20 protein-coding genes are annotated in these 25,519 nt (G+C 50.8%); 14 read left to right on the plus strand and 6 right to left on the minus strand.

Annotated features, from left to right (window positions below):
- Positions 1 to 50: 50 nt before the first annotated feature.
- The 4 genes from HI950_RS17235 (at position 51) to HI950_RS17250 (ending at position 2,653) form a co-directional block, all read left to right on the plus strand.
- Complete coding sequence (locus HI950_RS17235; protein WP_169084216.1) at positions 51 to 386, plus strand: winged helix-turn-helix transcriptional regulator; 336 nt, start codon at positions 51 to 53, stop codon at positions 384 to 386.
- Positions 387 to 513: 127 nt separating this feature from the next.
- The gene (gene hxlA / locus HI950_RS17240) at positions 514 to 1,146 is read left to right on the plus strand and encodes a 3-hexulose-6-phosphate synthase (RefSeq protein ID WP_169084217.1); all 633 of its coding nucleotides are present in this window, start codon (positions 514 to 516) and stop codon (positions 1,144 to 1,146) included.
- 5 nt (positions 1,147 to 1,151) lie between these two features.
- On the plus strand, positions 1,152 to 1,709 hold the full coding sequence (gene hxlB, locus HI950_RS17245; protein ID WP_169084722.1) for a 6-phospho-3-hexuloisomerase: 558 nt from the start codon (positions 1,152 to 1,154) through the stop codon (positions 1,707 to 1,709).
- A 161-nt stretch (positions 1,710 to 1,870) separates the two neighbouring features.
- Entirely contained in the window at positions 1,871 to 2,653 is a 783-nt protein-coding gene (locus HI950_RS17250; RefSeq protein WP_223285342.1) for an HAD family hydrolase, read from the plus strand.
- 196 nt (positions 2,654 to 2,849) lie between these two features.
- Here HI950_RS17250 and HI950_RS17255 read toward each other — a convergent pair whose 3' ends face one another.
- A complete protein-coding gene (locus tag HI950_RS17255) occupies positions 2,850 to 4,550 on the minus strand; it encodes a PucR family transcriptional regulator (RefSeq protein WP_169084218.1) in 1,701 nt (566 codons plus the stop codon).
- A gap of 249 nt (positions 4,551 to 4,799) precedes the next feature.
- On the opposite strand from HI950_RS17255, the gene HI950_RS17260 reads away from it, so the two are divergent.
- The 10 genes from HI950_RS17260 to HI950_RS17305 all read left to right on the plus strand — a co-directional run bounded on the left by HI950_RS17260 (position 4,800) and on the right by HI950_RS17305 (position 18,297).
- A complete protein-coding gene (locus tag HI950_RS17260; protein WP_317618392.1) occupies positions 4,800 to 6,050 on the plus strand; it encodes an amidohydrolase family protein in 1,251 nt (416 codons plus the stop codon).
- Positions 6,051 to 6,078: 28 nt separating this feature from the next.
- Positions 6,079 to 7,323 carry an ABC transporter substrate-binding protein gene (locus HI950_RS17265; RefSeq protein ID WP_169084219.1) on the plus strand — a complete coding sequence of 415 codons (1,245 nt, stop codon included), beginning with the start codon at positions 6,079 to 6,081 and terminating at the stop codon, positions 7,321 to 7,323.
- Positions 7,324 to 7,350: 27 nt separating this feature from the next.
- Entirely contained in the window at positions 7,351 to 8,232 is an 882-nt protein-coding gene (locus HI950_RS17270) for a branched-chain amino acid ABC transporter permease (protein WP_169084220.1), read from the plus strand.
- 25 nt (positions 8,233 to 8,257) lie between these two features.
- Positions 8,258 to 10,087, plus strand: coding sequence for a branched-chain amino acid ABC transporter ATP-binding protein/permease (locus HI950_RS17275; protein ID WP_169084221.1), 1,830 nt, complete (start codon positions 8,258 to 8,260; stop codon positions 10,085 to 10,087).
- A complete protein-coding gene (locus HI950_RS17280; RefSeq protein WP_187768118.1) occupies positions 10,074 to 10,790 on the plus strand; it encodes an ABC transporter ATP-binding protein in 717 nt (238 codons plus the stop codon). The genes HI950_RS17275 and HI950_RS17280 overlap by 14 nt, the downstream gene beginning before the upstream one ends.
- A gap of 28 nt (positions 10,791 to 10,818) precedes the next feature.
- Positions 10,819 to 12,021 carry an amidohydrolase family protein gene (locus HI950_RS17285; RefSeq protein WP_169084222.1) on the plus strand — a complete coding sequence of 401 codons (1,203 nt, stop codon included), beginning with the start codon at positions 10,819 to 10,821 and terminating at the stop codon, positions 12,019 to 12,021.
- Positions 12,022 to 12,478: 457 nt separating this feature from the next.
- Positions 12,479 to 12,907, plus strand: coding sequence for an SRPBCC family protein (locus HI950_RS17290; protein WP_169084223.1), 429 nt, complete (start codon positions 12,479 to 12,481; stop codon positions 12,905 to 12,907).
- 1 nt (position 12,908) lies between these two features.
- Entirely contained in the window at positions 12,909 to 13,292 is a 384-nt protein-coding gene (locus HI950_RS17295) for an ArsR/SmtB family transcription factor (protein WP_169084224.1), read from the plus strand.
- Positions 13,293 to 13,878: 586 nt separating this feature from the next.
- The gene (locus tag HI950_RS17300) at positions 13,879 to 17,694 is read left to right on the plus strand and encodes an S-layer homology domain-containing protein (protein ID WP_169084225.1); all 3,816 of its coding nucleotides are present in this window, start codon (positions 13,879 to 13,881) and stop codon (positions 17,692 to 17,694) included.
- Positions 17,695 to 18,018: 324 nt separating this feature from the next.
- Complete coding sequence (locus tag HI950_RS17305; RefSeq protein ID WP_169084226.1) at positions 18,019 to 18,297, plus strand: hypothetical protein; 279 nt, start codon at positions 18,019 to 18,021, stop codon at positions 18,295 to 18,297.
- A gap of 153 nt (positions 18,298 to 18,450) precedes the next feature.
- Here the strand turns inward: HI950_RS17305 and HI950_RS17310 are convergent, their stop codons facing one another.
- From HI950_RS17310 to HI950_RS17330, 5 genes are all read right to left on the minus strand, one after another.
- On the minus strand, positions 18,451 to 19,293 hold the full coding sequence (locus HI950_RS17310; protein ID WP_169084227.1) for a 1,4-dihydroxy-6-naphtoate synthase: 843 nt from the start codon (positions 19,291 to 19,293) through the stop codon (positions 18,451 to 18,453).
- Positions 19,290 to 20,003, minus strand: coding sequence for a futalosine hydrolase (locus tag HI950_RS17315; protein WP_169084228.1), 714 nt, complete (start codon positions 20,001 to 20,003; stop codon positions 19,290 to 19,292). The genes HI950_RS17310 and HI950_RS17315 overlap by 4 nt, the downstream gene beginning before the upstream one ends.
- A gap of 90 nt (positions 20,004 to 20,093) precedes the next feature.
- Entirely contained in the window at positions 20,094 to 21,461 is a 1,368-nt protein-coding gene (locus tag HI950_RS17320; RefSeq protein ID WP_169084229.1) for a TrkH family potassium uptake protein, read from the minus strand.
- Between the two features lie 37 nt (positions 21,462 to 21,498).
- Positions 21,499 to 23,094, minus strand: coding sequence for a histidine kinase N-terminal 7TM domain-containing diguanylate cyclase (locus tag HI950_RS17325; protein ID WP_169084230.1), 1,596 nt, complete (start codon positions 23,092 to 23,094; stop codon positions 21,499 to 21,501).
- 138 nt (positions 23,095 to 23,232) lie between these two features.
- The gene (locus HI950_RS17330; protein ID WP_169084232.1) at positions 23,233 to 25,500 is read right to left on the minus strand and encodes a PAS domain S-box protein; all 2,268 of its coding nucleotides are present in this window, start codon (positions 25,498 to 25,500) and stop codon (positions 23,233 to 23,235) included.
- Between the last annotated feature and the right edge of the window lie 19 nt (positions 25,501 to 25,519).

The following is a 25,519-nucleotide window of genomic DNA, read 5'->3' on the forward strand; positions in this document are numbered from 1 at the left end:
CAACTTTTTAGTAAGATAGTATCAATTTTATACTAAAGGAGTCGTTAACGTTGGGAGATCAGCATTTCAAAGAGACAGTAGAGCTTACCCTGAAAGTAATCGGCGGCAAATGGAAGCCGGTCATTCTTTGCCATTTAACCGAAGGGACGCATCGCTTTGGCGAGCTGAAACGAGAAATGCCGGCCATTACTCAAAAAATGCTTACGCAGCAGCTGCGCGAATTAGAGGATGACGCAATCATCGAACGGAAGGTTTATGTGCAGGTTCCCCCAAAGGTGGAATACTCATTGACGGGGTACGGAGCGACGGTGAAGGAGCTGCTTAACGTCATGTCGAAGTGGGGCGAGCAGCACCAGGAAAGGTATGCGAAGCAGCATCAAGAATGAATGAAAACCTCCTCATAGTTCCCAAATGGGTACTACGTTACATCAAAGTGCGTACTATTCTTTTTGACTATGAGTGTCTAGAATAGGGGTTGTTACTCAAACAAAACCTATGAGGAGTGAACGATAAATGAAATTGCAATTAGCGTTAGACCTAGTTGATATTCAGGGAGCCATTGAAGTCGTAAAGCAAGTAGAGCCTTTTGTTGATGTTGTGGAAATTGGTACGCCGATCGTGATTAACGAGGGACTGCATGCGGTAAAGGCACTTAAGGAAGCTTTCCCTAACCTGACTGTGCTTGCTGATTTGAAGATCATGGATGCAGGCGGTTACGAGGTTATGAAGGCTTCTGAGGCCGGTGCGGATATCGTGACGATTCTTGGCGTTGCTGAGGATGCGAGCATCAAGGGCGCGGTAGAAGAGGCCAAAAAACAAGGGAAGCAAATTTTGGTCGATATGATTGCCGTTAAAAATCTAGCGGAGCGCGCTGCACAGGTTGATTCGTTTGGCGTTGATTACATCTGCGTGCATACGGGCTACGATCTTCAAGCAGAAGGCCAAAACTCCTTCGAGGATCTTCGTACGATCAAAGCGGTTGTCAAAAATGCGAAAGTAGCCGTTGCCGGCGGAATCAAGCTAAGCACATTGCCTGAGGTCATTGCTGTGGCTCCTGATCTTATCATTGTAGGCGGAGGAATTACCGGACAGGCTGACATCAAAGCAGCAGCATCTGAAATGCAGCAATTGATCAAGCAGGGTTAATGATGATGTACAGCAATCATAACTTGGCTGCGATATTGCAGGAGCTGAACGTTGCTGCTGAACAGCTTGCGGAGGAGCAGCTAGAGCAATTAGCCGTTGCGATCGGCGCGGCTGGGCGCGTATTCGTAGCCGGAGCAGGCCGCTCCGGTCTGATGATGCGGGCGTTCGCCATGCGGCTCATGCATCTGGGGCTCGATGTCTATGTCGTAGGCGAGACGGTCACCCGAAGCTTAGGCAAAGGGGATTTGCTTCTGATTGGCTCTGGTTCGGGCGAGACAAAATCGCTTGTGCCGATGGCGCAAAAGGCTCGAAGCCTTGAAGCGTCGGTAGGCGCATTGACGCTCTCTCCTTCCTCGACGATCGGCGGGCTGGCGGATATCGTGGTGAAGCTGCCGGGGGCGCCGAAGGACCGAGCGGATGAGGCAGCCTCGACGGTCCAGCCGATGGGCTCGCTGTTTGAGCAAATGCTGCTGCTCGTATGTGATGCCGTTATTCTGCGGCTGATGGAGAAGCGGGAGTTGAGCGGAAAGGCGATGTATGGCAATCATGCGAACTTGGAATAATCGATATACGATGCAAAAGAGAGGGTTTCTTGGTCATAATTGATCATGGAATCCTCTCTTTTTTTCGTTGCCACACGTAAACGGGCTGGGCGAGGATCTGGTGGCGAATTGTTGTTGGCCGAAATGTCATAATTTGTGTTATTATCAGAGAGGAAAAGGCTTTGTGTGAAAATGAAGGATTCTATTTTTTGATTGGTGCAATCGTTTGCGCGAGTCATGAAGGAGGAAGCAGCCTGTATCAAACTTATATCTTTGATTTATATGGTACATTAATCGATATTCAGACGGATGAGGAAAGTCCGCAGCTCTGGAAGAGCATGGCTTTATACTTTCGCTACAACGGCATGAGTGTATCGAATAAAGCGCTTCAAGCGCTTGTACTAAGCGAAATCAAGCTTCATATAGAAGAAGGCCGGAAGCAATACGAATTCCCCGACTTCGTCATGGAGGAAGTGCTCGCTGACGTAGTGCGAAAGCTGAAAGGAAATGCCAATGAGGCATGGCTGCAGGAAGCGGTACGTTGGTTCCGTATTTTGTCGATGCGCAAGCTGGCGCTTTATGACGGAGCCATTGATGTTCTTGCAGGCTTGAAAAACAAAGGCAAAAGCATTTATCTCTTATCCAATGGACAAAAAACGTTTATTGAGATGGAGCTGAAATCGCTAGGTATTTGTGATTACTTTGATGGAATAGCGATATCATCGGTAGCGCGCGTTTGTAAGCCTGATTCTCTTTTCTATGCGTACTTAAGCGGGAAGCATCAGGCTGATCTCTCTTCAGCGCTAATGATTGGAAACGATCCCCGTACGGATATGGAAGGCGCGCGCCGCGCTGGCATCGACGGCTGTTACCTTCATACGGAAACCTCGCCAGCCAATATGGCGGTAGACAGCAAATGGCGCATATGCGACGGCGACCTGCGCAAGATTCCCGGCTGGCGATAGAAGGACAGGCTGAATAGCATGAAGCTGCATTGCAGCAAGATAGATAACCAACCAGCATGACATGAAGATGCATTGCAGCAAGCTTGATAACCAAACAACACGGCATGAAGCTCCCTTAATCAAGCTAAAGTGAAGGTAAGCTTACCCTAACACACCAATAAACTTGCATGGAATCAGCCCCGCGCGTCAATGTAAGTTACAGCCCCAGTAAGCCCGTTTCACGGTGAATGGAGTCGCTTTTGCCCACTCGCAAGAGAGGCTCGATAGCAAAGGCGATGCGGAAGCGAAGGCTTTCAACCGGATCTTTGAGCTTAATGCCCATCAGCTTCTCGCATTTATCGAGCCGATAGATAACCGTATTGCGGTGTACAAAAAGCTGCTTGGACGTCTCAACGAGCTGGCACTGCGTATCATAAAATACATTCAGCGTACGCATCAGCTCCTTTTGCTCGTTTTCCTCCGCCCAAGAGAAGCATTGGAACGTCTCCTCGTAAAACTGCTTCAGCTCGTCATAAGGAATCATCCGAAAAAGATAGCTGATATCTTTGGATTGATACGATTGAACAAACCTCGTTTTTTTCATTTGATAGCCGATTTGCAGCGCTTTGACAGCCTCATTGTAGGAGAGCCCGATGTCGAGCACATTCGTTACGGGATTGCCGATGCCAAGCGAAATGCTGAGCTGGGATTGCTCATGCAGCTGCAGCGTCATAGCAGCCAGCTGCTTCAGAAATACGGTCTCCTCCCACTTTGACTCCTGAATGAACAAGAGCATGCCGAACAAATCATTTTTCGTAAACATGACAAAGTCTACGCCGAGCAACAGGAACTGGCGCTTAATCAGCTCATATTGCACGTCGCGCTCGGAAATCAGCCGCTCTTCGGAAGACGCAGCGTTTTTTGCCATGCCTGCTGATAGTCCGATTTGCTCGTCTTTGCGCGCAGCTATGAGCAGCCATGTGCCCTGCGGCTTGAGACCGTACTTTTTGCCGCGATGGAGCGCTTCCTGCTCAGAGCCGATAAAGCCGTCGATCAAATCCGAGAAAAACTCGTTTTTGTACCGTCGCGACCGCTCCTTCACCGCCTGCCGCTTCGTCATCTCCATCCCAATGACGTTGGATGCCTGCTCAAGCGTTAAGCCGTACTGGTTGGAAGCCGCCTGCTTGGGCTGGAAGGCAATCAGGTATCCCTCGTGCCGGTAGGTGAAGATCGGATACAGCTCAATATGGCGATATTTGCGAAGCGCGGGATCTAGCAAGCAGAGCTGAACTGGCGCTTGCATGGCGGGGATACCGCGTAACACCGACTCGGCAGCAGAGATGAGCGATTGCATGCTTGGCTGCTTGAAGTGGTGAGAGTAGGCGGTAGCCTGCAGCTTACTGCTTAACAGCAAAATGGGTGAGGACAGCAGCTGCGTCAGCGCGGTAATGATCTCCGGAATGCCGTTTCCTTTCATAATCATGGCCGAAAACTGCTTGTGGATCGTGAGCGAGTACTGCAATTCATCATTTTTGTTGTCCAAAATTATGCTTGTCGAACGCTGCAAAATTTCCCCGAGCGAATGCTCCACCGAAGAAATTTCGATAATCGGAAAATGAATCCGATTCGCCTCATCTATTACCTCCTGCGGAATGTCGAGCGCAAATCGTTTGGTTTTGACCGCTAGCCCTGAGCATTTGAGCTGGTCCATCTTGGTCATAAGCTCGAGCAGCGTCTCCGGCTTCTCCTTCATAAAATAGCCGTTCGTGAGCAGCAGCTCGCCCGGCCGCAAGAAATGAATGATATCGGGCGCATCCATAATGTTGACGGTTTGAACGGTACGTGATAATCCGCTGTGGCCTGCGATCATTTGCGATTTGGCAAATATGGGGTTGGAAAGCAATTGCTCGAGCAGCATGTAAGTTCATCACCTCATTCTTATTAATGATATAAAAACTAACACCAAAAAAGGCTGTTGTAAAGAGTATGCTGGACGAATGATCCAAATGTCATATGAACCTTTGGACGTATTGAACAATGACAGCGAGCGCGCGAGAAGCTATGATTTTTTTAAGTGAATCAATGTTAACTAACATTACATAAAAGCGAAGGTTAAGCGGATTAGCAGACTTCGTCCTAAGTTGAACATCAAAATGCGTAATCAGAGGTGAGAGCATTGCTGGATTTACTTCTTACACAGGTGCGGCTGCAAAAGGAAACAAGGCTTATGGATGTAGGGATAAGGCAGGGGATGATCGTCTACTTAGCGCCGAGCGGCGGCGCGGATGTGCCAGAAGCGTTAATGGTTGAGCAAGGCTATGAAGGGATGCTGCTGCCGGGCTTCGTGGAGCCGCATATTCATCTGGAGAAGGCATATCTCCTCTCGCGGATGGAGCAGGAGGCGGCATCCTTGCAGGACGCCATTCAAATGACCGCCGATATGAAGCATGGCTTCACGAAAGAGGACATGGCAGCACGTTCCATGGCGGTCATCCGTGAAGCGGTACGCTGCGGGGTTACTCATATGCGCTGTCACGCGGAGGTTGATCCGATTTTGGGCTTGTCCGCGTTCGAGGCTGCTATGGAACTGAAGGAGAAGGTGAAGCATGCGCTTGATTTGCAAATTGTCGTATTCCCACAGGAGGGCATAAGCAAAAGCCCCGGTACAGCTGAGCTCATGGAGGAGGCAATGCGGCTTGGCGGCGATGTGGTAGGCGGCATTACGTATCAGGACTCTGACTTGGACGCGCATTTGCAGTTCGTGTTCGATCTGGCGGAAAAATACGGCAAGCCTATCGATTTGCACGCTGATTTCTCTGATAACCCCGAGCAGCTTGCAATTAGCGACATCGCAAGCAGAACGATTGCGGCAGGCATGCAGGGGCTTGTATCGGCGGGCCATGTGACCTCCTTAGGATCGCTCGAACGGGGGCAAGCGGTTAAGGTAGCCGAGCTGATTAAGGAGGCCGGCCTTCATATTATGAGCCTGCCTGCTACCGATTTGTACATTAACGGCAGAGGCGACCAAGAGAAGCAGCGGCGTGGGCTCACGCCGATCTGCCTGCTGCGGGAGAAAGGCGTGAACGTTGTCATCGGCGTCAACAATGTGCGCAACCCGTTTACGCCGTTTGGCAAAGCTGATCCGCTCGAGACCGCTTGGCTGCTCGCAGTTACCGCTTATATGGGCGGAGAAGCCGATGCTCGCCATTTGATAGAGATGGTGACCGGTGGGGCTGCAAGAGCGCTTGGCATACAACAATATGGACTGCAAATAGGAGCGCAAGCGGATATGGTGCTGTTCTCGGTGCCGACCGAGCGAGACATTCTGCTTGATAAGCCGGAGCAAAGAACGGTATGGAAGCACGGGGTTAAAGTAGCGGAGACGCGTGTTGCGGGCAGCTTGCAAGGGCTTTTATAAAAGACCATATAGAGGAGTGGGTTTTGGGATGAAAAAGCTATCAGGTAAAAAATGGACGTTAGGTTTGCTGGTTGTTGTCATGACGTGGGTATTGGCTGCTTGCGGCGGCGGTGCCAATGATTCGAAGGAGGCGGCTGCGAATGCGACTGCCGCAAGCGAGGGAGCGGAAAGCAAAGAACCGATTCTGATCGGGATGTCGACGGAAGCGACAGGCGATAATGCGATGAACTCGGTCAACCTATACCAAGGCGTTCAGGTGGCGGTTGATCAAGTGAATGCCAAAGGCGGCATCGACGGCCGTCTAGTCGAGCTTGTCGTACGCGATACGGAGCAAAATCCGACGCGCGGCATCAGCATCATTCGTGATTTTAGCCAGAAGGAAAAAGTGCTTGCCGCAATCGGGGGCTTTCACAGTACGGTCATGCTGGCGCAATCACCAATCATTATGGAAGAGAAGTTCCCGTTCATGGTTGCAACCTCCAACGTTCCGGCATCAGTGGAGTCCGGCATGCCTTGGACGTTCGGCGTACGGATGAACGCGAACATTACGGCGGAATATGCGGTTAAGTTCATCAAAGAGCATTTTAAAACGACAAACATTGCGGTACTGCATGAAAATGGCGGGTATGGCAAAGGCGCTGCAGCGGCGATGACAAAAGTGCTCGAGGCGGAAGGGCTGAAGCCGGTAGCCGTCGAGTCGTTCGACAATGCGAAGGACAAAGATATGACGGCACAGGTGAATCGCGCGAAAGAAGCGGGAGCAGAGGTCATTTATTTGTTCGGCCAAGGCGCAGCGAATGGCTACGTGCTGCAAGCGATGGATAAGCTCGGCTGGAAGGTGCCGATTGTCGGCGAGAACGGCATGGCGAACAAAGGCGCTCAGGAGGTAGGCAAGGAGCTGGCGGAAGGCACGTATGCGATTCAAACGGCTAATTTCAACGTGGATCAAACGCGCGAGGCGGCGAAGGTATTTTTGGCAGACTTTACGGCGAAATTCGGACATATTCCTACGACCTTCGCATCTGCGGCACAAGGCTATGACGGCGCGATGATGCTGTTCCAAGCGATTGAGAAAGCGGGCCTCAGCGGCGATTTGGCGAAGGATCGCGAGGCGATTAAAAATACGCTGGAGACGGATCTGGGTACGTACAGCGGCGTCATTAAGGATTGGGAGCAAGCGTTCACGCCTGAAAATCACGATGCGGTTGATGTGAACTCGTACCTCATGTGCGTATGGAAGGACGGCAAGCTCGTTATTTCCGACAAGCAATAAGTCACATTAAAGGAAAGAGGGATGGACATGTCGATTATACTTCAGCTCGTCATTAGCGGGCTTTCGGTTGGATGTCTATATGCCCTGATCGCGCTTGGCTACAGCTTGACGTTTGTAGTGAATGGGACGCTGAATATGTCGCAAGGACAGCTGGTCATGCTCGGCGGGGTGCTTATGTTCGGCTTCTCCGAGCTTCTGCACCTTCCCTTCTTCGCTTCATTCGCGCTTGCTGCGCTTATCGTAGGGCTGCTGAATTTAGGAATTGAGCGACTGGCGATCCGCAAGTTCGACAAAGGCGCAAATTCGATCGAGTGGGTGCTCAGCACGATTGCGGTCGGCATTATTATTCAAGACGTTGCCCTCTATATTAACGGTCCGGATGAAGGCGTGACGCCTTCCCCGGTGGGCGATCAGATGCTTCGCATCTTTGGAGCCGGCATCTATTGGAAGGAGTTTATTTTTCTTCCGGTTGTCGGGGTATTGCTGGTGCTTCTGATTTTATTTTACAAAAAATCGCACTGGGGCTTATGGCTGCGGGCGACGGCGGACAATCGGACGGCGGTTGAGATTATGGGCGTCAGCAGCAACAAAATCGTTGCGGTCGCTTATGTGCTTAGCGGTCTGCTGGCAGGAATTGGCGGCGCATTAATGTCTACCAATTACGCGGTTTCCGTCGATATCGGGCTGCCGCTTGGACTTAAGGCGATATCCGTAGCGATTCTTGCAGGCGTGAACAATCCAAAGGGCATCGTTGCCGCTGGACTTATTTTGGGCATATCGGAAGCGTTCATCGGACAGTACATTTCGACGGCATTTCGGGAAATGTTCGTTTATGGCTTAGTTATTCTTGTGCTGTATTGGAAGCCGATGGGCCTCTTCAATGCGCGCAAAACTATCGTTAAAGTGTAATTTTGGATCGTCAGGGGGTGCGCAGATGAATCAACTTATAAGGCAAAGCTTTGGCTATCGCATGGCTGCAGGGTGGATTGCCGGTCTTGCAGCCGTCGGGCTGCTTGCCGCAGGCCCTTGGATGGTCGATACGTACTATTTGAATCTATTGTTTATGATCGGCATTTTTGTGATCACCTGCACAGGCATGAATATTTTGATCGGCTATTGCGGCATCGTCTCGATCGGGCATGCGGGATTGATGGCGATTGGCGCGTATATGTCCTCCTTCCTCAGCACCAAATATGGATTATCCTTCTGGACCGTTGCGCTGGTGGGCATGCTCGTATCGCTGCTGATTGGAAGCTTGATTGCGATCCCGACTATTAGGGCGGGAGGCGTTTACTTATCAATGATTACAATCGCCTTTGGCGTCGTTATCCATGAGGTGCTTATTCGGTGGGATGCCTTCTCTGGCGGGCCGCTTGGCATTTCCGGTATTGCGAAGCCGCAAGTCGCCGCCTATACATTCGATTTAAAGAGCATGTATTTGTTCGTGCTCGCCCTTGCTATCGTCGCGCTGCTGCTTGCTCGCAACCTGCGCCGCTCCTCATGGGGAAGAGCGATGATCGCGACCAAGGAAAATGAAATTGCCGCAGCTTCTCTTGGCATTCGAAAGTTTACCGTGCAGTACGCGGGGTTTGCGATTAGCTCGGTGCTGGCTGGTTTGTCGGGCGCGATTTACGCCCATACAAATAGCTTTATTAGTCCGGATACGTATAACTTCCAAACGTCCGTCCAACTGGTGCTCATCGTTATTTTGGGCGGCGCGGGGAGAGTGCTTGGACCGGTTATCGGTGCCGCCATCATCGTATTTTTGCCTGAGGTGCTTGATATGGAGAAGCTTCGGATGGCTTTGTACGGCGGCATTATGTTTGCGGTGCTGTTCTTCCTGCCGAAGGGAATTGTCGGCACGCTCGCCGGCTGGCTTGCACCATGGCTTAGCCGATTTGCTGGCAAGGAAAATAGAAGGGCATCGGGGCAGACCGATATTGAAAAAGGGCTATTCTCCGCGTCATTGCAGGCAGGGGAGAAGCAGATGCTCGTGCTTGAGGGCATCAACAAGCATTTTGGCGGGCTGCATGCGCTGAAAGATGTCAGTCTTACCGTAGCCTCGGGTACGATTCACTCATTAGTAGGGCCGAACGGCGCCGGTAAAACAACGCTGCTTAACGTTATATCAGGACTGTACAGCGCAGATCAAGGCTCGTTTGCGCTTCACGGGAAGCCGCTCGTGCCGCGCTCGCTCTCCGCTGTGGCTGAGCTTGGCATTGCTCGAACATTTCAGCACTCTCGGTTGTTTAAGGAGCTATCCGTGCTCGAGAATGTGATGACGGGCATGACAAAGCGCGAGCGCAGCGGGTTCGGGTCGTCGCTGCTTCGAACGCCTAAGCAGCTCCGTTTGGAGCGGGTGATGGAGGAGCGTTCCCACGATCTGCTGGACTTGATCGGATACGAAGGCGATCGGCATATGCCGGCAAGCCAGCTGCCGTATGGCCATCAGCGAATGGTCGAGATTGCCCGCGCGCTCGCGACAGCGCCAAGCCTGCTCCTCCTTGATGAGCCGGCGGCAGGCATGACGGCGGCCGAAATCGAGCAGCTGGAGGAGCTGCTTCGCAAGCTCGTTGAGCATGGCATGACGGTCATTTTAATTGAGCATCATATGGATTTTGTGCAGCGTGTATCCGATACGGTCACGGTGCTTGATTTTGGCAAAATTATCGGAACCGGAAGCCCGGAGCAAATGCTGAGCGACCCGCGCGTCATTCAGGCTTACCTAGGCGGAGAGGAGGTGGCTGCCGGTGCTGAGCATTAAAGGACTGGATGTTCGCTACGGCGCTATCCATGCGTTAAAGGGAATAGATGTGGAGTTGAAGAAAGGCGAGATCGTAGCAGTCATCGGCTCGAACGGCGCTGGCAAGACGACCCTTCTCCAATCGGTTCTCGGACTCGTTCGTCCGCATGCAGGCGTTATTGAGCTGGATGGCAAGCCGATTACCCAGCTGTCCGCTAACAAAACGTCGAATCTTGGCGTATCGCTCGTGCCGGAAGGGCGCGAGGTGTTTGGCACGCTGTCGGTTGTCGAAAATTTGCGGATGGGACTGAAAAAGAAGATCGGTTCCGTTTCGAAGCAGCAATTCGATAAAGAGCTGGAGCTGGTTTTTGAACGGTTTCCTCGCCTGCTGGAGCGGCGCAACCAGCTTGCCTATACGCTTAGCGGCGGCGAGCAACAGATGCTGGTCCTATCGCGGGCGATGATCAGCAAGCCGAAGCTGCTGCTGCTCGACGAACCATCACTAGGGCTTGCTCCCATTATCGTAAACGAGATATTTGCTACCATAAAAGAATTAGCCTATGACGGGACTTCGATATTGCTCGTCGAGCAGATGGCGCATAAGGCGCTGTCGATTGCGAAGCGAGGATACGTCGTTGATAATGGAGCTATTGCTTTACACGGGACGTCCGCTGCGCTTCTGAATGACGATCGCATGATTAAAGCCTATCTAGGCGCACATTAACTAAAAGATGAAGTAGAGGGTGACGAACGTGAGCATCACAAAAATTAACCGTATTCGCATAAATGACAGCCTGTTTGATATCACGCTGGATGTAGAAAAGGGTATTATTTCGCATAAAGCGCCTAGCAACAACAACTCCGCCGGTGAGTCAGCTGGGGTTAAGGATGCCGAGGGCTTGCTTTATTTGCCGGCAACGACCGATATGCATATCCATCTGGACAAACATTTTCTTGGCGAGCCGTGGAAGCCGCTGCAGCCGTTTATAACATTGCCCGGGCAATTAGCGTTTGAAAAGGCGATGCTTGCATCGCTGCCGACCACGGTATCCGAGCGGGCTCGCCGCCTTATCGACCTGCTGCTCAGCCATGGCACGACCAAAATTCGGACGCATGTGGACGTTGATCCGCAAATCGGCATTTCGCATTTGGAGCATGTCTTGCAGGTCCGTGAGGAGTATCGCGGCGTAATGGAAATCGAGATCGTCGCGTTTCCGCAGCAGGGGCTGCTGCGGTCGGATTCGCTGGGAGTCATGAAGGAAGCGCTGCGCGCGGGTGCCGAGTATGTCGGCGGCGTTGATCCAGCAGGGCTGGACCGCCTTGTCGATCGCAGCCTGGATACGATGTTCGAGCTTAGCGCTGAATTTGATGCCGGCGTCGATCTTCATTTGCATGACCCTGGCCATTTAGGCTTGTACACGATTAGCCGGTTCGCCGATCTAACGGAACAAGCGGGCAAAGGCGGCAGAACCGCGGTTAGCCATGCGTATTGTTTAGGGCAAGTATCCGAAGCGGAATCAAGAGAGCTGGCACGGCAGTTGAAGGCTAGCGACGTGGCGATTATTACGAGCGTTCCGCTGGATCGGCCGATGCCGCGTGTTGATCAGCTTTTGGCTGAAGGCGTACGCGTACATGTTGGCTCAGACAATATTTTGGATGCGTGGAGCCCGTTCGGAAACGGAGACTTGCTTGCTAGAGGCGCGAAGGTTGCTGAGAAATTTGGCTGGATACTTGATGACGCGCTGCTGCAAACGTATCCGCTTATATCGGCAGGCAAGCTTGCGCCGGAGGTTGGCGACTCTGCCAGCTTCATGCTTGTATCCGCAGTGAACGCGAAGCACGCGATTGCATCAGCTCCTGTTCGGGAGGCTGCTTTCTCGGGTGGTAAGCTGATAGGCGGCAAATGGGCAGAGGTACAGCCGAAAAAGGCTGATCATGCCGGCTTGATGATTTAAGGCGGAGCATTTGTTCATACTGCGTGCTTTTCTATTCTGTATGATTGGCTGTCTTTCGCAAAGCGACCATAGAGTGTTAGACGCCTAATGCAGTAACAAGGGCCGCAGCTGATTCAGACCGGACATTCGTGCGTGCATAAGACGATATGTGAGGGCTGGCGTATGCCGGCCCTTTTTTATATTGCTGCAAAGCTAAAGAAACGATGCCATCTGTTCTATTATTTGTACTTGCTGCTGTTATTTTCGTCCTTCAAAGTGGGGAGCTAGCGCAGTTTCCAGGTTTTCAATAACGGATGAGCAAGGTGGCATAGGGTATCGGCAAAAGGGCAGACTAGCGGATGAACTGTACTTTCATTTGACATGAAACCTATGGGTGTCCTATAATGACGATACGAAACCAAATGGTTTCATATTATCGAAAATAGAAGTTATGGACAATATTGATGGAGGTCATCAAATGGGGAACAACAATACGCAAGGAGCTTTGCCCGATATTCGCCAAACGCTTGTACTTAACGCGCCAATTCAGAAGGTATGGGATGCGGTGGCAACGTCTGAAGGCATCGCGGCATGGTTTATGCCAAATAATTTTCAGCCCGAGATCGGCTATGAGTTTCATTTGGAAGCAGGGCCATTCGGTAAGTCGCCTTGCAAGGTAACGGTGCTTGATCCGCCGAATCGCCTTACGTTCGAATGGGGCAAAGACTGGTCACTAACATTTGAGCTTGTTGCTCTGGAGAGCAAAACGGAATTTACGCTTATTCATGCAGGCTGGGATGCAGATAAGGTTACTGAATTCGGACAGCCACATGATGTGGTTCGCGACACCATGTCGGGAGGCTGGGTCGGTATCGTACAAAAACTCAGCAAGTATGTAGAGGCTTAAGATGGCAGATGCCGCACCGAAGCATGATGTGTTCCAAGCGATTGCCGATCCGACCAGACGCAGGCTGCTGCATCTGCTAGGTGACGAGGAGCTGCCAGTCACCGTTTTAAGCGGCCATTTTACGATGAGCCGTACGGCTGTGTCGAAGCATTTGCGCGTATTGGCGGATGCCGGGCTCGTGAAGGAACGCAAGGTTGGACGGGAAACGCGCTATCGGCTGGACCCGGAGCCGCTGCTTGAGCTTAAGCGCTGGCTGGCCTATTACGAGCGCTATTGGGAAAATAAATTATTGGCGCTTAAACGTTTTGTTGAAGCCGATGGGGATAACGCTGCTGGGGAGACATTTGGCCCGCTTACATTGGCAGACCGGGATTCCGGCAAATAATCGGTTATAAAAGCAGGGGCTGTCTAACAAGGTTATTGACCTTGAAAGGCAGCCTCTGTTTTTTTCCTTTTGTCTTGAGTGTTGAGTCACCTAATCCGAATTCCGATCTGAGAGATGCTCCTCCCATACTTGCTCCATTTGCAAAAATAAGTCTAGGTAATAGATCTAATGCGGCATCGAAGTTCCGCCCAAATAACCTCTAGGCGCTGTGTGGTCAAATATGTCCCCTTTGCCTCATTTTTGAGCTGTAGCTGCGGCTTTCGGATTATTTTAGAGGCTGTTAGACAGGAAATATAGGTGCTTTTGTACGGTAAAAACGTTGTTTATCCGTCTACTCGTGTCGAGCAAGCTCGAAAGTCAAATAATCAGCTGATTTTAGAAGGAATAATTCAGGTAGTTTACGCATGCGGACTCGCTAATAATTAAAGCTAATCGCTTAGCTGCAGATTTTGGTAATCGCTTACACCGAAAAATGATAGCGATTACAAAGTCGGCGATTCGTCTAATGGTCGATCATCAAGCAGAGCAAAGGGGGACGGCGGCTGTCATCTGAATGCTACAAAAAATGATTAAAGGAGTATGAAGAATGATAAAGAAGCTATGTAGTTTAGTGCTTGCCGCTGCATTGGTAATGCCGGCAATAGGCGTCAACGCGACCGTATTTGCGGAAGCTCAGACTTCTGCGCAGGCCTCATCAAATCAAAGCTATGAATGGGGCAGAGCTAAGGTTGTAGGCGGTGGTTTTGTTCCAGGCATTATTTATAACGAGAGCGAGAAGGATTTGATCTATGCGCGTACCGATATGGGCGGCGCTTATCGTTGGGATCCGGAAACGAGCAAATGGATACAGCTAATGGATTTTGTAAGCTTTGACGAGTGGAATATGCTTGGGGTGGAGAGCTTAGCGACAGACCCTGTCGATCCTGATCGGGTTTATATCGCATCGGGAACGTATACGAATGATTGGACAGACATGAATGGCGTCATGCTGCGTTCAACCGACCGCGGAGATACGTGGCAGCGTACAGAGATGCCGTTCAAAATGGGCGGCAACATGCCGGGCCGCAACATGGGGGAGCGATTGTCCATCGATCCAAACGATAACCGTATTTTATACTTCGGAGCCCGAAGCGGCAACGGCCTATGGCGAAGCGCGGATTACGGGGAAACCTGGAGCAAAGTCGACAGCTTCACCGCTGCGGGCAATGTTGTTGATTATTACAACGACAAGGTTGGCGTGGCTTGGGTTGTTTTTGATAAATCGACAGGTACGGCAGGGCATGCCACGCAAACGATCTATGTCGGCGTGGCGGACACCGGCAATAGCATATATCGCAGCGTAGACGGAGGTGCAACGTGGGAAGCGGTGCCGGGCCAGCCAGCCGAGGGCTTCTTGCCAAACCATGGCGCGCTCTCTTCAACGGGCATGCTGTACGTCACCTATGCGAAGGAGCTTGGCCCATACAACGGCGGCGAGGGCTCCGTGCATAAATTAAATACGAAGACGGGCGAGTGGCAGGCGATAAGTCCGACTAAGGATACGGCCAATCCATACGGCGGCTTGGCGATTGATGCGCAGCATCCGGACACCATTATGGTTGCGACGATGAACAAATGGTGGCCAGACGAGTTTATTTATCGCAGCACCGATGGCGGCGCGACTTGGGAGGATATGTGGACGCTCGATTATGGAAGGAATCCGACGAGGGTCAACAACTACACCCTGAACTATGAAATTGCTCCATGGCTCGATTGGGGCGAGGAAAAAAGCTTGCCGGAATCATCTCCTAAGCTGGGTTGGATGATCGGCGATCTCGAGATCGATCCTTTTAATTCGGATCGTATCATGTACGGGACAGGCGCGACGCTGTATGGCTCGACGAATATGACGAATCTTGACCATGATGGCATCGTCGATATTGAGGTTTATGCCGACGGGATTGAAGAAACGGCCATACTTGGCCTTGTAAGCCCACCTTCCGGCGCGCCGCTGCTAAGCGCAATGGGGGACATTGGCGGCTTCCGTCATGAGGATTTGAATAAAGCGCCGGAGATGATCACGAATCCATATTTAGGCTCCAGCACGGATATTGATTTTGCGGAATTGAACCCGGATATCGTCGTGCGTGTGGGCAATCACGGCGGGGATGGCGCGGAGAGGCGAATGGGTGTATCGACCGACAATGGCAAGACGTGGACGCCTGCTGCGAATGCTTGGGCGCCGCTTGCGGGGGATCAAACGGACGGCGGCTGGGTAGCTGTCGGCGCTGACGGCTCATCGATTGTATGGAGCCCATCGAATGCGCCCGCTGCTTCGCCAAGACCAGTGAGCTACTCCAACGATTTGGGCGCAACCTGGACGGCTGCTGCAGGCATTCCTGATGGCGCGCTTGTCTCCTCTGATCGCGTGAACCCGAATAAGTTTTACGGTTTTGCGAAGGACAAATTCTACTATAGCGAGGATGGCGGAGCTACGTTCACGGAATCTGCAGCGACAGGTTTGCCGAGCGCTATTACGAGCAAATTCAAAGCAGTGCCCGGCAAGGAAGGCGACATTTGGCTCGGATCGGCTAAGGACAACAGCGATATCGAAAACGCTTATGGCCTTTTCCGTTCGACAGATTCCGGCAAAACCTTTGTAAAGGTCAGCAATGTGGAGGAAGCAGCTACGATAGGCTTTGGGAAAGCGAAGCCGGGCGAGGACTATATGGCTCTTTACTCTTACGCTAAAGTGAATGGCCAGTATGGCATTTATCGTTCCGATGATGAGGCTGAGTCATGGGTTAGGATCAATGATGACAAGCACCAATTTGGTGCGGCTAACCGTACCTTGACAGGCGATCCACGGGTTTATGGCCGAGTCTACGTTGGAACGAACGGCCTTGGTATCGTAATAGGAGAAGCCGCTGCTTTGCCTGATGAAGTAAGCAGTGCAAGCGTGACGGCTGGTGACAGCATGCTGAGCGTAGCGTGGGTCGATCCAAGCAACGATAATTTGGCTAAAATAAAGCTTACGACGTCGAGCCCATCGGTTGCGGAGTCTGTCTATTTCAGCCCTAAAGGCGCGCTGCAAGCCGTTCTATCAGGTTTAACGAACGGTACGGAGTACACGGTGAAAATTCAAACGATTGATACAAGCGGCAAAGAATCGGAAGGCATTCTCGTCAAAGGCACGCCTCAAAGAGCGAGCACAGGCAACAACGGAAATGAAGGCGGCAACGGAAGCGGGAGCATCTCGGTGCCAGGCTCTTCGGTCGTGAACAATACGATTACAATGCAAGCGGCGGCAAATGCACAAGGCGAGGCAAGTGTTACGATATCGTCCGATGATTTGCTTAAGGCGATTCGGCAGTCAAACGATCAATCGATCACTGTAACGATCAGTACAGACGCGGCTTCTAACAAAGTACAAGTCAATGTCCCGATTGCTCCATTTACGGGCAGTAAGGAGCAGCGGATTCAATCCATTCGGATCGATACGGGCTTTGCAGCTGTGAAAATGTCCTCGAGTCTCCTGCAAGACGGAAAGGATAGCTTCCGGCTCACGGTTGGGAAAACAGCTTCGGCAGCTCTGCCTGCTGATATTCAGCAAAAGCTGGGTGGGAGTATCGCTTATGCTTTTGAGCTTAATGTTGATGGAGAGAAGGCAGCGAAGCTGCTGGGCAAGAACGACCTAACGGTGGAGCTGCCATATACGCTCAAGGCTGGCGAGAAGCCGAATAAGGTCGTAATCTACGAGTTGGACGACACTGGAAAGCTGCAAATCGTTCGCAATGGAAAATATGATGCACTTACAGGCAAGGCAACGTTCAAGCCAAAGCATCTCGGTCAATATGCCGCTGCTTATGTAGAGGCTTCATTCAACGATCTTACTGATGCGCCATGGGCGGCGGAAGCGGTAGAAGCGCTTGCCGCAAGAGGCGCGGTCAATGGCGTTGGCAATGGCAGCTTTGCGCCAACAGGCGAGGTAACGCGTGCAGCGTTTATCACGATGCTGATGAATGCGTTTGAGCTTGCGCATAAAGAGGCTCAAAGCGCGCTGTCAGACGTGGAGCAGGGCACATGGTATTACGAGGCCATAGCGGCTGCGGAGCAGCTGGGCATTGCAACTGGAAAGCCAGGCGGCAGCTTCGGTGTTAATGACCCGATTACGAGACAGGATATGGCGGTTATTATAGCTAGGCTGGCGGATGTGCTGGATTTGGAGCTTGGCGATGCCGAACAGGCCGCAGCATTTACGGACGAAGCAGATACTTCGAGATATGCAGCAGAGGCGGTAGCTGCTATTCAGAAGGCAGGGCTCATCAACGGTCTTGGCGATGGCCGCTTTGGACCGAAGGAAATATCGACGCGCGCGCAGGCCGCGGTCATTATTTATCGATTATTCGAAAGAATGAGCTAGTCGAAAAAGCAGGAAGAAAGGGCTATTCCTAAAGGCTTATGACCTTTTGGAATGGTCCCTTTTTTTGTCTATGCACATATCGGCACTAATGCGGAAGCGAGGCGTTTTACGATTAAAGTTAGTCCATATGGACGGTTTAAGTTATTATATATACATCATAAAATTTAGTTCCTAAAAATGTTTAATTAACCCATTTGATGGATGATGAATCATTCAATTGAACTTCAAATTTCTTGTCTAATACGGAAAACAGTACTTATTTAAAGCTTCGGGATTTAAGTGAATAAAGGGGATTAGTAATGATAATCAGGGGTGCTTTAGAAGTTGAATCCAAAAAAGAGTCGTTTCATTGCAATCGGAGCAGTTATTTCAACCGTGATCTTGTTCACGCTGGATGGTTTTTTTGTTCATCATGGTCATTGGTTCGAAGGGCTTGGTATTTTATCATCTTTTATAATCCCACCCATAGGCGTCATATTTGCAGTTATTGCATTGAAAAAAACGGATGCTACGAGAGATATAATGCTTATCTTTCTTAATATTATTGCCTTCTTCCTCTTCTTTATTGTTATGTTCTTCGGTACATTGTTCTTCGGCCCTTAAATAGTGAAAGGGTTAAAAAACTTCGTTAGATACTAATGTTCTGGTGCTGTAACAGCAACAGTAATGATAGGATTTGAATTCCGAAATAAGAAGAGGAAGCCCCTGCAAGTAATGGGACTTCCTCTTGTTCTGTACGGGAAGAATGAGCACTCGTTATCGCAATAGCGAAAGGTCGAAGCTTGGCACGAGGCCTTCTTCTGCCGCGCGGCCAAGCAGGGCGGTTATCGCGGCGTATCCATCTTCGCCTAAGTTTGCAGTGAATTCATTGACGTAGAGATCGATGTGCGCTTGAGCGACATCTGTGGAAAGCTCTTGGGCATGCATCATAATATAGGCTTGCGAAGCCTCTGGGTGAGTCCAAGCGTAATCGACGGATGCGCGAATCCAATCGGTGATAGCATCGGTATCGAGCGAGCGCCGGGCAATGATAGCCCCGAGCGGAATAGGCAGTCCCGTATCGGATTCCCACCAGCTACCGAGATCCGTCAGCATGCTGAGCCCATAAGAGGGATAAGTAAATCTGGCTTCATGAATAACGAGTCCGGCGTCGATCTGGCCATCGCGGACGGCAGGCATAATTTCATGGAAGGGCATGACGACAATTTCGCCTACGCCGCCGGGAACGTGGCGGGCAGCCCACAGTCGAAAGAGAAGATAGGCGGTTGAGCGTTCGCTAGGAACCGCGACACGTTTGCCGGAAAGCGCGGCGGGATTATTCGCCTCATCCTCGCCGTTGCTGTTAGTTAATACGAGCGGGCCGCAGCCTCTGCCAAGAGCGCCTCCGCAAGGCAGCAGCTTATACTCGGACAATACCCAAGGCAGCGCCGCGTATGAGATTTTCATCACTTCCGGGCCTTTGGATTTGGCTGCCCAATTATTCGTTATATCGATATCTGCATAGGTCACGTCCAGTTCTGGCGCGCCGGGGATAAGACCGTGCGTCCAGGCGTGGAAGACAAATGTATCATTTGGGCATGGAGAAAATGCGATATTCATTGTAATACCTCCCGTATTGCTTTACTTGCTGCTTCTAAGGCAGCTAATGCTTCACCGATACGCCATGCGGCGCGGTCACGCGGACCAACTGCATTCGAGATGGCCCGAATTTCGGCAACCGGAATGCCAAGCTTGGAAGCGGCGACTGCAACGCCATGCCCCTCCATCCCTTCGGCCGCTGCGCCGTGGATCCGCTCAGCAAGCGCAGCAGTGGTCTCGGCGGTGCCAGTTGCAGTCGTAACGGTGAGAATAGCACCGCTGCAAACCGACAATCCAGCCGTTTCAACAGCAGCAATCAAACGTTTATTCCAATCTGCAGCTGCCTCAACGCGAGCCGAGCCGAAGCCGAGCTCGTCTACACTGAGAAAACCATCCTGCGTCTCGGCCCCTAAATCGGCCGCGACAATAAAATCTGCAACGACTAACGAGCCGATCGCTGCTCTTCGGGCAAAGCCGCCGCCTATTCCGGCGCTTATGACAAAGCGATAGTCGGCCGTTGCTGAAGCGAGCGCGAAGGCCGTACCAGCCGCCGCTGCTGCTGATCCTACTCCCGCCGCGATAACGTCAACGCCTGCCATTCCTTGCAGGCCGCGAAGCACGGCATCCCGCTCGGCATCAACGGCGGTTACAATCAGAACACGCTTTCCGCTTTCTAGCGGCTCATTTTCGAATGCTTGATCAGCATCGTTATGTGAATGTGATGATATCATTCTGTAATCTCCTTTAGCAGCCTATCATCTTGCCTTCTTGCTATCGTATCACTCGCTAGATTGCGGATGCAAATGCAAGGCAAATGCCACCTAGCCGATCGTGATTTTGCCTTCAGGGTAGCGATAGAGTTCCTTCTTCGAGCGTGTGTTGAGCGCGAAAGCTAGTGTAACCGGCCCAAGACGCCCAACAAACATCAGCAAAATGATAATGATTTTGCCAATGTCGCTTAGATGACTCGTTAATCCCGCCGACATGCCAACCGTACAATAGGCGGAAGTCGCCTCGAACAGGATAGCAAGAAATGAACCGGTCTCTGTTATGCTGAGAAGCATCGTCGCCCCGCAAATAATCGAGAAGGCAATCATCGTAAACATAATAGCCTGATGAATTTGCTGCTTCGCAATGCGGTAGCGGAACAGCACGACATCGTCTTTTCCGCGAATCATCGCAATGATCGCTCCGATCAGAATCGCAAAGGTTGTCACGCGTATGCCGCCGCCAGTTGAGCCGGGACCTGCGCCGATAAACATAAGCAGGATAATGAAAAACTGCGTAACCTCTCTAAGCAAGCCAGGATCGAGGGTGCTCAGACCAGCCGAACGTGCCGTAACCGATTGAAATAGCGAGCCTAAAATTTTACCCATGCCGGATAATGACTGAAGCGTATTCGGATTGGAGAGCTCAAGCGCAAAAATGACGACAGCCCCAAAGGCAGTTAGCCAGCCGGTAACCGTCAATACGACCTTGCTATGTAAGCTGAACTTTCTGTTTTTTGGATAGGTGACGAGCTCGGAGATGACGATAAAGCCAATTCCGCCGAAGAAAATAAGCAGCATGGAGACGATGTTAACGAACGGGTCCTCGACATAATGGATGAGACTGCTCGCCCGATCGGGAAATTGGGAGAACAAATCAAAGCCCGCATTGTTAAAGAACGAAATGCTGTGGAATATGCCGAAATAAATCGACTTTCCTACGGGCATTTCCAGCATGAAATAGCTGCTTAGCAGCAACGCTCCCGACAATTCAATGACTAGGGCGTAGAGCAATACTTTGCGGATTAGGCGTACGATCCCCTCTGTAGAGCCATAGTTCATCGATTCCTGGAGCACAAGGCGCTCGCGGAACGAAATGCGTTTCCGGAACAGCAGGGCAAACAAGGTGGCCATCGTCATAAATCCTAATCCCCCGATTTGGGCAAGCACGATAATAACGACTTGTCCAAAAGTGGAAAAATGCTCGCCTGTGTTAAGAACGGTCAACCCTGTCACGCATGTGGCGCTTGCAGACATAAATAAGGCGTCAAGATAGGAAATGGATCTGTCGCCGGTAAATGATATCGGCCTTGATAGGAGCTGGGCTCCAATCAAGATGATCAAAATAAAGCCGAAGGTCATCACTTGGGGCGGACTTGGTCGAAAACGCAGCTTGTCGCGTAGGGATGCTAGATTTGGCATTACGTCAACTCCACCTGTCTCTTTCGTGCTAGTATGGTTATTTTTCTTCGTTTGCATGTGCTTGCTCGGCATTTGCCAGATGAACGGCGTTTCGTCCGTAATGCTTGGAGCGATAGAGGGCGATGTCGGCTTCACTCAGCAGCGCTTCCAGAGGTACGTCAGCGGTTTTGGCCTGCGATACCCCGAAGCTGGCTGTGATCGTAATCGCTTTGGCTGAGCTATACATCGGATTCCCGGCTATTTCCTTGCGGAGCTGCTCAGCGGCTTGTCCGGCCTCGGCAAGAGTAGCACCCGGCAAGCCGATGGCGAACTCCTCGCCGCCGTAACGTCCAAGCAACGCGTCCTTAGGGAGCGTTTGCTGGCAAATCGAGACGATATGCTGAAGAGCAAAATCGCCGACGCTATGGCCATAGCGGTCATTGATTTGCTTGAAATAATCGATATCGAACAATATAAAGGAAATCGGCTGCCCGGTTTGATGGGCGGCGTTTAGCAGATGCCTGCTTTTCTCCATAAAAGAAGTACGATTATAAATAGACGTCAGCCCGTCGATCTCAGCGAGATGGCGCAGCTTGTTCTGAAGCAGCGTATGCTCCGTTACATCGATCATAACGATCGTTTTGCCTGCAAGCTGCCCATTGGGCTTCAATAGGTTCGATGCTCTTATCCGGTAATAGAACGTTTCTCCGCCGCGTATCCATTTGAGCTCCTGCTCATGCAATACCGAGGGGTCTACGCCAAATGAGAATGCGCCGGATTCGGCGCCTCGCTTCCAAATATCATCCAGCTTTTGGCCGATCGCCAATGGAGTTAGCGCTGGAATGATTTGCGTGGCGGCACCGTTAAAGTCCATAATCTGATTTTCTAAATTAAGCACCAGCACGCCGTCGCGCATACTCTCGAAGATATGCTCGCGTGCAATCGGTGCCACGGTTAACAGCGATGTCGAGAAGATGGACGCGAGGTACAGCGCCGACGTTATGCACATCAGAATCGGAACGGGATCCATCCCAAGCGGGGTGAGTCCCAGCACATAAGAGAGGGAGCCCAGTACTGGGAGTGATATGCCGATAGCGAGCGTAATCATTTGCTTGCGATAGATCGACTTCGTCTTCCTCCAAGAGCGTGCCAAAATAAATAGGCTTGCAAACAGAGATCCGGATGAATAGCTGCCATGCATGTAGTACCAGAGACCAGGTACTACATCAACCATTGGCGTTGGAGTATTCGGTCTCAAATAAAGCGCCTTATAGAACCAATGGTGATAATCATTGGTTATGACCATCAGCAGCGTGATGGCTGGAATGACGAACAACCCCCAAGTTTTTTTGGGAGTGATGAACTTATCGAGCCCTACGTAATGCATGACCATCAGCAGACAGCAAGGAGCGATAAACGGCATGCCAATATATTCAATATTTATCCAAAAACGAATTTCGCGAAGCGATTCGCTTGCTAACTCAAAGGCATAAGCAAAGGAATATACGGCCGACAAAATGGTCGACCACATAAATACTTTCATGCCTTTGAAATTTGTCTTGTTGTAGTAAGCATATATGGCAAGCAGCACGCTAAGAACGCCGGAAATAATGACAAAAATAATATATTGGGAAATAGGGGAATTAAACGTCATTGACATAAGTGGCTCCCGGGTGTAGCGGAATTAGTTGTTTCTTCTCGTCGTATAAGAACAATGGCTACGGACACATTTTACCATAGTAGCTTGTTCTTCTTCAAAATATTATGAAAGCAGGCAGCTTGGGTAATTTCCCTAGCTGCCCGTTGGTAGTGAAATTTCTACGCAGGTTCCTTTGCCAAGCTTGCTGCGAAAGACGATTGAGCCCTTATGTGCGGCAATAATTTGTTGGCTGACCATAAGGCCAAGACCGTTGCCGTTCGCTTTTTTCGTAAAGAAAGGCTCCCCTAAACGGTGAACGTCATCCTCGGCAATACCGCAGCCTTGATCAATAAATTGCAAAGAAAGCGTATTGTCCGCGGTATGCTCAAGCTTCACGGTAAGCACGCCGCCGCCATGCATCGCTTCAATGCCGTTTTTCATCACATTCACGAAAACCTGCTTTAACTGATTAGCCTCGCCAATAACCTCAGGAAGATTGGGACCAGCGATCAAGGCAAGCTGGACGTTGCTCATTTTAGCTTCTGAATCCAAAAGCATCATAATATCGCCAACGATGCCGAGCACGTTTATCGGCTGATGCTGGTTGGCTTGCGGCTTGGCGAACACGAGAAACTCGCTTACGATCATGTTGATTTGATCAAGCTCGCCAAGCATTACCTTGAGATGGTCGGCCGACAAAGAGCCGGTCTGCTGCTGCAGCTGCACGAAGCCGCGAAGCGTTGTGAGCGGATTGCGAACCTCGTGCGCGACGCCTGCCGCAATCTGGCCAACGACCGAAAGCTTCTCGGAGCGCCTAATAATCTCTTCGGTCTGCTTCCGGGATGTAATATTTCTAGAAATAGTGGCTATTGCAATAATCTCACCCTGTTCGTCCCGGATTGGCGAGATCGTGATGCTTAGATCGATGAGTTTGCCGCTCTTGCTGTACCGGACGGTCTCGAAATCGGTAACGGAGCCGCCTTGAAGCACAGTGGCTTGAAGCTCATAGTGAGAGCTGAGATAGTCGTCGGGCACATTTTCCAGCGGCTTGCCTAAAGCTTCTTCCTCCGTCCAGCCGTACATCGTCTCGAAGGCTCGATTGACCTGAATGACATCGCCCGTCAAATTCGCTACGTGAATCGCATCGGATGTGTGATTTACGAATGATTCCAAATACTGCTTCGTGCTTCTCAGCTCTTCGGCCGCATCCTTAAGCTGCGTCGTATAGCTGTGCAAATTGCTGCCCATCGTATCGATGCGCGACGCGAGCAAGCCGAATTCATCATTACTGCGAATCGTAATGGCTACACCAAAATTTCCGGCAGCGATCGCATTAACTTTGTTCAAAATTTGATTCAAGCCGCGGATCATGAAGCCTGCAATGAAATAGCTTGCGAACATCGTGACAAGAACGAGTCCGAGGGAGATGAGCGATTGCATAAGAAGCTGTCGATTGAGCGGCTTAAGAATTGAATTTTGATCAAAGCTTATACAGATAACATACGTTTTGTCGATCGTAATCGGGATAAACGTTTTCATAACACGCTTGCCCATTAGAGCGCTTTTTGCCGTAACGGCTTTGCCGCTTTCCAAGGCGTATTGGATGTTGACGGAATCGTTTTCCTGATCCTTATAGGTGTATTGTCCAAAGGGAATATCGCGAACGTCCAGGTTGTAAACGGGAATGCCTTTTTTAATTTTTATAATCGGGCTTTTGCCAAAAAATTGAGGATCAAAGCCGGTAATTTCAAGGATATCCTGTTGATCTGCAATGATTTTGTTAACGATGGCATCCGTCCCGATCGTATAGTCGAAATCAAGCAGCACCTGCGCGTTCACGTAGGGATTGATGATGTAGTTAGTCGTGCCGTCGTTATAGCTGCCCCATTTTCTAATCTTTTTGGGATCTGAAGTGGAGAAATTAAACGGGCCCGACCAATAGTTTTCAAGCTTCTGCCCCTCGGGAATGGTAACATTGTGGTTTTCGAAAAGCTGAAGAAACGCACGGTACCAATAATCCCATGTTTTGGAGCTCAGATTAATCTCGTTCGGATCGGATGATTTAAGAACGACTACGTCATCGCCGACCTTTTTCCAGAGCGTAATATGATCGACGCCAAGCTTATGGCTTATCTCCACCAGCTGCTCGTTTTTGACATTATCGATATCGGGATCAAGCTGCTCCTTTGCTGCGATCGCAGCCATCCGAAGTTTCTCGCCAATCGTATCCTCCATAGACTGCCGCGCACTCTCCGATGCTTCAAGCGTGAGGCTGATTTGCTTTGCTATATTGTTTACTTGCTGCTCAAGGCCAGATTGTACCTCGGCTTTGGATGAAACATAGTAAATCGATATATAGAGCGCCAGAATAATGGCGACAATAATGGAAATTGAAAAAGATAGTTTAACTTTTATGGACATCAGGATCCCCCCCAGAATC

This window comes from Paenibacillus sp. PL91 (assembly GCF_012935325.2).
Lineage (GTDB): Bacteria > Bacillota > Bacilli > Paenibacillales > Paenibacillaceae > Pristimantibacillus.